Origin of the sequence: Mesorhizobium sp. M4B.F.Ca.ET.089.01.1.1 (assembly GCF_004022605.1) — a bacterium.
Taxonomy (GTDB): Bacteria; Pseudomonadota; Alphaproteobacteria; order Rhizobiales; family Rhizobiaceae; genus Mesorhizobium; species Mesorhizobium abyssinicae.
Window position 1 is genome coordinate 1 of record NZ_RZOS01000187.1, and the last position, 10576, is coordinate 10576.

The following is a 10576-nucleotide window of genomic DNA, read 5'->3' on the forward strand; positions in this document are numbered from 1 at the left end:
GGGTGGGGTGTCGCGACCGCCGGGCCTAACCGGCAAACAGCAAGTTTGGGGGACGTTTGTCGGCGGCCGCAATTATAGGCCGATATAACGGGATATAAAAGCAGAAGGTGGCCGACGCCAACAGACACGCGTCGCGCTCGCCCCAACTAGATGATCGATCGCGCTGGACGGCTGGGGCCTATGGAATCAAGAAAGATTAAATAATGAGAGGTTTGCCCTCTCGGGCCGTGCGCCCTAACAAGGCGCACGTCGCGAAGAACTTCAAGCAGCCCGTTAGCCTCGTGGAAAACCAGTTGCGTTCGTTTCTGGCGAAACGATATCTTTCTGAATTCGTTGATTAATGTGGTGAGCGCGATGGGATTCGAACCCATGACCTACTGATTAAAAGTCAGTTGCTCTACCGGCTGAGCTACGCGCTCCCGCGGGCTCGAATAAGGCCGCCCTCGAAATTGGGCGGAACATAGGGAGAGTGCATCGACCGGTCAACCGGAAAAACATGGCCTTCAAGCCGTGTCCGGCGCGGCATTGTGAGCCATGCGAGCGTGCGCGGCACAGCGCGTGAGAGGGTCGAAGGCCGGCCTTGCCTCCAAAGCGTTGCTACCGTCAGGGCGCATTCTGCAATCTGGACGGGAACGTGGGAACAATTGCCTACGTCACCCGTTTTTTTCCCACAAGGGACATCAACACCCTTCGAGGAGAAGAGCGATGAACAGGATCGCATCAAGCCTGCTGGCGGCCGCGCTGTCGGCTTCGTTCGTGGCAGCGGACGTCATAGCCGTGAATGCCCAGCCAATCTATGCGCCGCAGCCGCAAGGGCTTTCGTCTGATGTCCAGACCGTCCAGTACCAGGAGTGGCGACGGCACCGCACCATCTCGCGCAACCGCGTCTATTCGCGCAACGGTGACATGTACTGGAATGGCCATCGCGGCTATCGCGAATATCGCCGCGGCTATCGCCGCCATGGCGACTTCTGGTTCCCGCTGGCTGCCTTCGCGACCGGCGCGCTGATCACCGGCGCCATCGTCAACAGCAACCGGACCCGTGTCTATCGCGGCGGCGATGCGCATGTGCAGTGGTGCTACGACCGGTACCGGTCCTATCGCGCCTGGGACAATACGTTCCAGCCGTACAACGGCCCGCGTCAGCAGTGCATTTCGCCCTACTGACCTGATCATCGGAACACGGGAGGCTGCGAAGGCCCGTGCCGGCAACGGCACGGGCCTTTCGCGATATCCCGGTCGCAAAGGAAGTGATGCGCGGATCAGCTGGCCCAGCTGATGGTTTTGAAGATCAGATACAGGCCTCCGCCTTCACCGCGCGGGGAGCGGTAGGCGCCGAGCGCACCGCAGATTCGAACCATGGCGCCGGTCAGTTCCCAGCCGAGCGCCTCAAGGGATCCATTCCCTCTCGCCCCCAGTACTCAGCGCCTGATGGGGCTTCTTATGGCACGCTCAGCGTTCTGCGCACAGCGTCGCGCCAGCCCGCCAGCTTGGCGGAGCGTGTCGCAGCGTCCATCTCCGGCTTGAAGCGGCGGTCGAGCGCCCAGGTCTTGGCGAAGTCCTTCGCCTTCGGCCACACGCCCGCCTTCGAGCCCGCCAGCCAGGCGGCACCGAGCGCGGTCGTCTCGAGGATGGTCGGCCGGTCGACCGGCGCGTCGAGGATGTCGGCCAGGCGCTGCATGGTCCAGTCGGAAGCGACCATGCCGCCGTCGACCCGCAGCACGGTTTTCGCGGATGCCCCCTTCCAATCCTTGCGCATGGCGTCGAGCAGGTCGCGGGTCTGATAGGCGACGGATTCCAATGCCGCGCGGGCAAACTCCGCCGGGCCTGAGTTGCGGGTCAGGCCGAAGATCGCGCCGCGCGCCTCGGCGTCCCAATGCGGCGCGCCGAGGCCGACGAAGGCCGGCACCAGATACACATTCTGCGCCGGATCGGCGGCTGCCGCGAGCGCGCCGCCGTGCAATGGCTGCGCGACGGCATCAAGGTGATCGGCAAGGCCGAGCAGAGCGGCGCCGGCGATGAAGATCGAGCCTTCCAGCGCATAAGTGGTCTTGCCGTTCAGCCGGTAGGCGATTGTGGTGAGCAGCCGGTTCTTCGAGCGCACCAGATCGGCGCCGGTGTTGAGCAGCGCGAAGCAGCCGGTGCCGTAGGTCGATTTCATCATGCCGGGCTCGAAACAGGCCTGGCCGATGGTCGCCGCGTGCTGGTCGCCGGCGACGCCGAGGATTCTTATTTCGGCGCCGAACAAACCCTTCTCGGTCACGCCATAGTCATCGGCGCAGTCCTTCACCTCGGGCAGCAGCGCGGCCGGGATGCGCAGGATCGACAGCAGCTCGTCGTCCCACACATTCTTCTCGATGTTGTAGACCAACGTGCGCGAGGCATTGGTTGCGTCGGTGGCGTGGACCTTGCCACCGGTCAGCCGCCAGATCAGGAAACTGTCGATGGTGCCGGCGAGCAGTTCGCCCTTTTCGGCGCGCTTTCTGGCGCCCTTCACCTTGTCCAGCATCCAGGCAATCTTGGTGCCGGAGAAATAGGGATCGAGCAGTAGACCGGTCTTATTGGTAAAAGTCTTTTCCAGCCCCTGCTTCTTCAGCTTCTGGCAGAGCGGCGCGGTGCGGCGGTCCTGCCAGACGATGGCGTTGTGGATCGGCTTGCCGGTCGCCCTGTCCCAGATGACGACGGTCTCGCGCTGGTTGGTGATGCCGATCGCCGCCACATCCGAGGCATTGCTGCCGGCCGTCTTCAGCGCGGCCTTCACCGTCGCCACCACGCTTGCCCAGATCTCCTCCGGATCGTGCTCGACCCAGCCTGAGGCCGGATAATGCTGGGTGAATTCCTGCTGGCCGGTGCCGGCGACTTTCATCTTGTCGTCGAACAGGATCGCCCTGGTCGATGTGGTCCCTTGATCGATGGCAAGCACAAAGCCGCTCATTGCCGTTCCCTCCACTCTTCATGCAACAGGGGAGACGGCAAAAGCCGCCTCCCCCGCAGGATCCATGCGGGCGCTGACGCCCGCATCAGTCAGTCTTACTTCTGCCAGCTCTTGACCAGCTCATCATAGTTGATGGTGATCGGCTTTTCCTTCTCGTTCTCGATCTTCAGCTGAGGCGCGAGATTGCCCTTCTTGACCGCGTCGGCGTTCCAGTAGGCGAGGTCATGCTCTTCGGCCATCTTCGGGCCGATATCGCCCTGGACGCCCGACTTCTCGATGCGGCTCATGACCTTTTCCTGCTCGGCGCAGAGCGAGTCCATGGCTTCCTGCGCGCTCTTGGCGCCGGACGAGGCATCGCCGATCGCCTGCCACCAGAGCTGAGCCAGCTTCGGATAGTCAGGCACGTTGGTGCCGGTCGGCGACCACTGGACGCGGGCCGGCGAGCGGTAGAACTCGATCAGGCCGCCGAGCTTCGGAGCACGCTCGGTGAAGCTCTTGTCGTGGATCGTGCTCTCGCGGATGAAAGTCAGGCCGACATGGCTCTTCTTGACGTCGACGGTCTTCGAGGTGACGAACTGCGCGTAGAGCCAGGCGGCCTTGGCGCGGTCGGTCGGCGTCGACTTCATCAGCGTCCATGAACCCACGTCCTGGTAGCCGAGCTTCATGCCGTCCTTCCAGTAGACACCGTGCGGCGACGGCGCCATGCGCCACTTCGGCGTGCCGTCGTCGTTCATAACCGCCTTGGCGCCGGCGTCGACCATCGAAGCCGTGAAGGCGGTGTACCAGAAGATCTGCTGTGCGACCGCACCCTGCGCCGGCACCGGGCCGGATTCGGAGAAGGTCATGCCCTGGGCTTCGGCCGGAGCGTAGGCCTTCAGCCAGTCGAGGTACTTCTGGATCGAGTAGACGGCAGCCGGGCCGTTGGTGTCGCCGCCGCGCGCGGTGCAGGAGCCGACCGGACGTGAATTCTCGTCGACCTTGATGCCCCATTCGTCGACCGGCAGACCGTTCGGGATGCCCTTGTCGCCGTTGCCGGCCATGGACAGCCAGGCGTCGGTGAACCGCCAGCCGAGCGACGGGTCCTTCTTGCCGTAGTCCATGTGGCCATAGACCTTCTTGCCGTCGATCTCGCGGCCGGTGAAGAATTCGGCAATATCTTCATAGGCCGACCAGTTGACCGGCACGCCGAGGTCGTAGCCGTACTTGGCCTTGAAGTCGGCCTTGTTCTTCTCGTCGTTGAACCAGTCGTAGCGGAACCAGTAGAGGTTGGCGAACTGCTGGTCGGGCAACTGATAGAGCTTCTTGTCCGGCGCCGTGGTGAACGAGGTGCCGATGAAGTCCTTGAGGTCGAGGTTCGGATTGGTGACGTCCTTGCCGTCGCCTTCCATCCAGTCGGACAGGTTGCGCACCTGCTGGTAGCGCCAGTGGGTGCCGATCAGGTCGGAGTCGTTGACCCAGCCGTCATAGAGGTTCTGGCCGGTCTGCATCTGGGTCTGGATCTTCTCGACGACGTCGCCTTCCTGGATCGTGTCGTGCGTCACCTTGATGCCGGTGATGGCCGAGAAGGCCGGCGCCAGCACCTGCGATTCATAGGAATGGGTGGCGATGGTTTCCGAGACGACCTTGATGTCCATGCCGGCGAACGGCTTGGCGGCGTCGATGAACCACTGCATTTCCTTTTCCTGGTCGGCGCGCGAGAGCGTCGACAGCGGACCGATTTCCTTGTCCAGGAAGGCCTTGGCCTCGTCCATACCGGCATAGGCATTGCCTGCCCCGAGCAATAGGACAATGGCGGTCGTTGATGTTAAAATTTGCCGTCGCATAAGTTTCCTCCACATTTAGGTTTCAAGTGCGATCTGGAGCGGCCGCCGGCACGCGACCGCTCCAACAGTTTCCCCCTCTATACGTAGCGGAACACGCCGATGGCGTAGACTACGGAGAGAGCGAGAGCCCACCACAGGTTGGGCCCAACCAGACCCAGCCAAGCGAGATGGATGAAGGCGCTGCCAAGCAGCGAAAGGAAGAGACGGTCGCCGCGCGTCGTCTCGAAGCGGAGCACGCCTATGCGCGGATTGCCGCCCGGCGAGGCATATTCCCACGCCGCCATGCCGCAAAGCAGCAGGAAGACGGTTCCGAAGAAGGCCGCCGTCGGCCAGGTCCACGCCATCCAGGAGAGGTCGAGGTTCATGGTCATACCCTCCCCAGGGCGAAGCCCTTGGCGATGTAGTTACGGACAAACCAGATGACCAGCGCGCCGGGGATCAGCGTCAGCACGCCGGCGGCGGCAAGCAGGCCCCAATCCATGCCGGCGGCCGAGACGGTGCGCGTCATGGTGGCGGCGATCGGCTTGGCGTCGGTGGTGGTCAGCGTGCGCGCGATCAGCAGCTCCACCCAGGAGAACATGAAGCAGAAGAAGCAGGCGACGCCGATGCCGCTGGCGATCAGCGGCATGAAGATCTTCACGAAGAAGCGCGGGAACGAATAGCCGTCGATATAGGCGGTCTCGTCGATCTCCTTCGGCACGCCCGACATGAAGCCCTCGAGGATCCACACCGCTAGCGGCACGTTGAATAGGCAGTGCGCCAGCGCCACCGCGATATGGGTGTCGATCAGGCCGAAGGCCGAATAGAGCTGGAAGAAGGGCAGCGCGAACACCGCCGGCGGCGCCATGCGGTTGGTCAACAGCCAGAAGAACAGATGCTTGTCGCCGAGGAAACGGTAGCGCGAGAAGGCATAGGCCGCCGGCAGCGCCACGGCGACCGAGATCACCATGTTCATCACCACATAGGTGATCGAGTTGATATAGCCCGAATACCAGGACGGGTCGCTGAAGATGGTGCGATAGTTGGCGAGCGTCGGCGCATGCGGATAGAGCGTCAGCGACGAGACGATCTCGGCATTGGTCTTGAAGCTCATGTTGATGAGCCAGTAGATCGGCAGCAGGATAACGATGATGTAGACCGTCGGCACGATCCACCACCAGCGCGATTCCTCGCCGCGGCGCCGCATCAGCCGCGCCACCTCGTCCTGCGACAGGGCGCTGCTCAGCCCTTCCGAAACCGCCGTCTCGCTCACTCTGTTTGTTCTTTCGTTGACGCCGCTCATCTCAGCGCTCCGCGTCGTAGTTGGTCATCACGGTGTAGAAGACCCATGACAACAGCAGGATGATCAGGAAGTAGACCAACGACATGGCCGCCGCCGGACCGAGGTCGAACTGGCCGAGCGCCGTCTTGACGAGGTCGATCGACAGGAAGGTCGTCGAATTGCCGGGGCCGCCGCCGGTAACGACGAAAGGCTCGGTGTAGATCATGAAGCTGTCCATGAAGCGCAGCAGCACGGCGATCAGAAGCACACGCTGCATCTTCGGCAGCTGGATGTAGCGGAACACCGCCCAGCGCGAGGCACCGTCGATCTTGGCCGCCTGGTAGAAGGCATCCGGGATCGAGACCAGGCCGGCATAGCAGAGCAGCACGACGAGGCTGGTCCAGTGCCAGACGTCCATGATGATGACGGTGACCCAGGCGTCGATCGGATCCTGGACATAGTTGTAGTCGATGCCGAGCGCATTGACGTAGTAGCCGAGCAGGCCGATGTCGTTGCGGCCGAAGACCTGCCAGATCGTGCCGACGACATTCCACGGGATCAGCAGCGGCAGCGCCATCAGCACCAGGCAGACCGGCACGCCCCAGCCCTTCTTCGGCATGTTGAGCGCGATGAAGATGCCGAGCGGCACCTCGATGATGAGGATGATGAAGGAGAAGATCAGGTTGCGGACCATCGCTTCCCAGAAGCGGTCGGAGGACAACAGCTCCTCGAACCACTCGGTGCCAGCCCAGAAGAAGACGTTGTTGCCGAAGGTGTCCTGCACCGAATAATTGACGACGGTCATCAGCGGGATGACGGCCGAGAACGCCACCAGCACCAGCACCGGCAGGACAAGGAACCAGGCCTTGTTGTTCCAGGTCTTTTCCATCTATGCCCCCATCTCGACGCGCCAGGAATCGGCATAGATGTTGATGCCTGCAGGGTCGAAGCGAACCTTCGGATCGGCCGGCACGGTGTCGTCCTCGCCGATGACGGCGGCGATCTCGCGGCCCTCGAGGCTGGCGCGGACCACCTTATGGCGACCGACATCCTCGACCTTGCTGACCTTGACGGCCATGCCGTCGCGGCCGAGCCTGACATATTCGGGGCGGATGCCGAGCTCGATCGAGCCGGCGCCGGCGTTCGCACCGACAGTCTTGGGCACGCCCGGCAGTTCGATGCGCTGGCTGCCGAGCGTCGCGGTCCTGCCGTCGATCGCCACCGGCATGACGTTCATGCCGGGCGAACCGATGAAATAGCCGACAAAGGTGTGGCGCGGGCGCTCGAACAGTTCGGCCGGCGTGCCGATCTGGACGATCTCGCCGTCATACATGACCACCACCCGGTCGGCGAAGGTCAGCGCCTCGGTCTGGTCGTGCGTGACGTAGACCATGGTGTAGCCGAAGCGGCGGTGCAGCTGCTTCAACTGCGAGCGCAGCACCCATTTCATATGCGGATCGATGACGGTGAGCGGCTCGTCGAACAGAATGGCGTTGACGTCGGAGCGGACCAGGCCGCGGCCGAGCGAGATCTTCTGCTTCTGGTCGGCGGTCAGGCCGCACGCTTTCCTGTTCGCCCATGACGCGAGATCGATCATCTCCAGCGTCTCGCGCACCTTGCGGTCGACATCGGCTTCCGGCACGCCGCGGTTGCGCAACGGGAAGGCCAGATTGTCGTAGACGGTCATCGTGTCGTAGATGACCGGGAACTGGAACACCTGAGCGATGTTGCGTTCCTGCGTCGACAGCCTGGTGACGTCCTTGCCGTTGAACAGCAACTGGCCGTGCGAAGGGTGCAGCAGCCCCGAAATGATGTTGAGCAGCGTGGTCTTGCCGCAGCCGGAAGGCCCGAGCAGCGCATAGGCGCCGCCATCCTCGAAGGTGTGATGCACCTCCTTCAGGGCGAAATCTGAGTCCTTCTGCGGATTGGGCAGATAGGAGTGGCGGATGTGGTTGACGTCGATGCGTGCCATCGCTTCCTCCTCAAGCCGCCAGCTTCGGCGCGGCGACGGCGCGGCCGTTTCCGTCGAAGACCATGATGTGGCGCGGGTCGATGAAGACCTCGACTTCGGCGTCCGGCTCGAAGTCGCGGATGCCGTGGGTCAGCATCACCCAGCGCGCGTCGGCGAAATCGAGATGGATGAAGCTCTCCGAGCCGGTGATCTCGGTGATGGTGACCTTGGCGCGCACCGGCACGGCGGCTGCGTTGGGGCGCTCCAGCGACAGATGGTGGGGCTGGAAGCCGATCGTATAGCTTGCATCGGCGATGCCGACGAGCTCCGCCGGCACCGGCAGCGTGACGCCGCCTTCCAGCAGGAAGACCGCACCCTTCTTGGCAAGCACGATGGTGTTGAGCGGCGGGTCGGCGAAGGTCTTCGCCGTCACAAGGTCGACCGGCTTGCGGAACACTTCGATGGTCGGTCCGAACTGGGTGATGCGGCCTTCGGCGAGCGTCGCTGTATTGCCGCCGAGCAGCAGCGCCTCGTGCGGCTCGGTGGTGGCGTAGACGAAGATGGTGCCGGCGGCGGCGAAGATCTTCGGCAGCTCGGCGCGCAACTCCTCGCGCAATTTGTAGTCGAGATTGGCGAGCGGCTCGTCAAGCAGGACGAGGCTGGCGTTCTTGACGATGGCGCGCGCCAGCGCGGTGCGCTGCTGCTGACCGCCGGAAAGGCTGAGCGGCGTGCGGTCGAGATAGGGCGTGAGCTTCAGGAGTGCCGCGGCATTGCGCACTTCCTTGTCGATCTTCGACTGCTCGGCGCCGGCGACCCTGAGCGGCGAGGCGATATTCTCGTAGACTGTCATCGCCGGGTAGTTGATGAACTGCTGGTAGACCATGGCGACGTTGCGCTTCTGCACCGGCTGGCCGGTGACATCCTTGCCGTCGAACCAGACCGAGCCTGACGTCGGCGCGTCGAGACCGGCCATCAGCCGCATCAGGCTGGTCTTGCCTGACAGCGTCGGGCCGAGCAGCACGTTGAGCGAGCCATGCTGAAGTGTCAGCGACACGTCACGGATGTGCTCCGCCGCGCCGACCGTCTTCGACACGTTTCTCAGTTCCAGCATGATGCCTCCTCCCCGGCTCTGTGCATCACACGGCCATCCTATTCGGCCGCCGCGACGTGGCGGCGGCTTATTCCACGCATGAATTCGTCGAGCGTCGCCGCCTGCTCTCGGCTGAGATGCAGGCCGCGCTTGGTCCGGCGCCACAATACATCCTCGGCGGTCAGCGCCCATTCGTTTTGGACCAGATAGCGTACCTCGGCCTCATAGAGATCGGCGCCGAAGTTGCGGCCGAGATCGGCATTCGACTTGGCCAGGCCCAGCACGGCCTGCGCCAGCGTGCCGTAGAGCCGGGTCAGCCGGCGCGCCAGGCGCTGGTCGAGGAACGGATAAGCGCTCTTCAGTTTCGCCACTTGCGCCTCGAAGCCGGTGGCAGGGAAGTTGCCGCCCGGCAAAGGCGCGTCCGCCGTCCAGCGCTTGCCGCGCTTGCCGAGGAAGCCTTCGATCTTTTCCAGCATCGATTCCGACAGCCGGCGATAGGTGGTGATCTTGCCGCCGAATGCGTTGATGATCGGCGCTGCCCCCTCGCCGCCATCGGACTTCAGCACGTAGTCGCGGGTCGCTTCCTGCGCCTTGGAGGCGCCGTCGTCATAGAGCGGGCGCACGGCCGAATAGGTCCAGACGATGTCCGAGCGCTTGACGGCCTGAGCGAAATACTCGCTCGCCGCCGCGCACAGATAGTCGATCTCGGTGTCGCTGATCTTCACCTCATGCGGATCGCCCGGATAGTCGCGGTCGGTGGTGCCGATCAGCGTGAACTCTTCCTCGTAAGGAATGGCGAAGATGATGCGGCCGTCCTTGTTCTGGAAGAAATAGGCGCGCGGGTCGTCGAACTTCTTGGCGATGACGATGTGGCTGCCTTGCACGAGACGGACATTGTGGACGTCGTTCTGGCCGACCGTCGCCGACAGCACGTGGTCGACCCAGGGGCCGGCGGCGTTGACCAGAAGCCTGGCCTTGACTTCCTCGGTCTCGCCGGTCCGCACGTCCTCGAGCCGGATTGCCCAGAGGTCGCCGTCACGGCGCGCGCCGACGACCTTGGTGCGGGTGCGGATGATCGCGCCGCGGTCGGCCGCGTCGCGAGCATTTAGCGCTACCAGCCGGGCATCGTTGACCCAGCCGTCGGAATATTCGAAGGCCTTGCGGAACAGCGGCTTCAGCGGCTTGCCGGCCGGGTCCCTCGCCATGTCCAGCGTCTTCGTCGCCGGCAGCAGTTTGCGGCCGCCAATGTGGTCGTAGAGGAAAAGGCCGAGCCGAATCAGCCAGGCCGGCCGCAGGCCCTCGGCATAGGGCAGCACGAAACGCATCGGCCAGATGATGTGCGGCGCGTTCTTCCAGAGAACTTCGCGCTCCATCAGCGCTTCGCGCACCAGGCGGAATTCGTAGAACTCGAGATAGCGCAGGCCGCCATGGATCAGCTTGGTCGAGCCGGACGAGGTGCCGCTGGCCAGATCGTTCATCTCGGCGAGAAAGACCGAGAAGCCGCGACCAACTGCGT

9 protein-coding genes and 1 tRNA gene are annotated in these 10576 nt (G+C 63.5%); 1 reads left to right on the forward strand and 9 read right to left on the reverse strand.

From position 1 onward, the window contains the following. Positions 1-343 precede the first annotated feature (343 nt). A tRNA-Lys gene (locus EN780_RS18325) sits at positions 344-419 on the reverse strand. Between the two features lie 286 nt (positions 420-705). Here EN780_RS18325 and EN780_RS18330 point away from each other — a divergent pair. Next, positions 706-1167: a BA14K family protein gene (locus tag EN780_RS18330; RefSeq protein ID WP_128274921.1), complete on the forward strand. Its 462-nt coding sequence runs from the start codon at positions 706-708 to the stop codon at positions 1165-1167. A gap of 274 nt (positions 1168-1441) precedes the next feature. Here EN780_RS18330 and glpK read toward each other — a convergent pair whose 3' ends face one another. The 8 genes from glpK to glpD form a co-directional block, all read right to left on the reverse strand. Continuing rightward, positions 1442-2935 (reverse strand): glycerol kinase GlpK, encoded by a 1494-nt coding sequence (gene glpK, locus EN780_RS18335; RefSeq protein ID WP_128274922.1) that lies wholly within the window; start codon positions 2933-2935, stop codon positions 1442-1444. Positions 2936-3030: 95 nt separating this feature from the next. Beyond that, a complete protein-coding gene (locus EN780_RS18340; RefSeq protein ID WP_127392623.1) occupies positions 3031-4758 on the reverse strand; it encodes an ABC transporter substrate-binding protein in 1728 nt (575 codons plus the stop codon). 77 nt (positions 4759-4835) lie between these two features. Continuing rightward, positions 4836-5129: a DUF2160 domain-containing protein gene (locus EN780_RS18345; protein WP_187331401.1), complete on the reverse strand. Its 294-nt coding sequence runs from the start codon at positions 5127-5129 to the stop codon at positions 4836-4838. Beyond that, entirely contained in the window at positions 5126-6040 is a 915-nt protein-coding gene (locus EN780_RS18350) for a carbohydrate ABC transporter permease (RefSeq protein WP_127287343.1), read from the reverse strand. Before EN780_RS18350 ends, EN780_RS18345 begins: the two co-directional genes overlap by 4 nt. 1 nt (position 6041) lies before the next feature. Continuing rightward, positions 6042-6908, reverse strand: a complete 867-nt coding sequence (locus tag EN780_RS18355; RefSeq protein ID WP_126054723.1) for a sugar ABC transporter permease — start codon at positions 6906-6908, stop codon at positions 6042-6044. Further along, on the reverse strand, positions 6909-7991 hold the full coding sequence (locus EN780_RS18360) for an ABC transporter ATP-binding protein (protein WP_128274923.1): 1083 nt from the start codon (positions 7989-7991) through the stop codon (positions 6909-6911). It abuts the gene before it with no gap. A 10-nt stretch (positions 7992-8001) separates the two neighbouring features. Next, positions 8002-9081 carry an ABC transporter ATP-binding protein gene (locus EN780_RS18365; RefSeq protein ID WP_127311277.1) on the reverse strand — a complete coding sequence of 360 codons (1080 nt, stop codon included), beginning with the start codon at positions 9079-9081 and terminating at the stop codon, positions 8002-8004. 38 nt (positions 9082-9119) lie between these two features. Further along, on the reverse strand, positions 9120-10576 hold a 1457-nt coding region (gene glpD / locus EN780_RS18370; RefSeq protein ID WP_128274924.1), incomplete at its 5' end, for a glycerol-3-phosphate dehydrogenase.

What these genes read in the sequence shown, in the direction of transcription:
- EN780_RS18330 (WP_128274921.1), top strand. Translation starts at nt 706, where the DNA reads ATGAACAGGATCGCATCAAGCCTGCTGGCGGCCGCGCTGTCGGCTTCG.
- glpK (WP_128274922.1), bottom strand. Translation starts at nt 2,935, where the DNA reads ATGAGCGGCTTTGTGCTTGCCATCGATCAAGGGACCACATCGACCAGG.
- EN780_RS18340 (WP_127392623.1), bottom strand. Translation starts at nt 4,758, where the DNA reads ATGCGACGGCAAATTTTAACATCAACGACCGCCATTGTCCTATTGCTC.
- EN780_RS18345 (WP_187331401.1), bottom strand. Translation starts at nt 5,129, where the DNA reads ATGACCATGAACCTCGACCTCTCCTGGATGGCGTGGACCTGGCCGACG.
- EN780_RS18350 (WP_127287343.1), bottom strand. Translation starts at nt 6,040, where the DNA reads ATGAGCGGCGTCAACGAAAGAACAAACAGAGTGAGCGAGACGGCGGTT.
- EN780_RS18355 (WP_126054723.1), bottom strand. Translation starts at nt 6,908, where the DNA reads ATGGAAAAGACCTGGAACAACAAGGCCTGGTTCCTTGTCCTGCCGGTG.
- EN780_RS18360 (WP_128274923.1), bottom strand. Translation starts at nt 7,991, where the DNA reads ATGGCACGCATCGACGTCAACCACATCCGCCACTCCTATCTGCCCAAT.
- EN780_RS18365 (WP_127311277.1), bottom strand. Translation starts at nt 9,081, where the DNA reads ATGCTGGAACTGAGAAACGTGTCGAAGACGGTCGGCGCGGCGGAGCAC.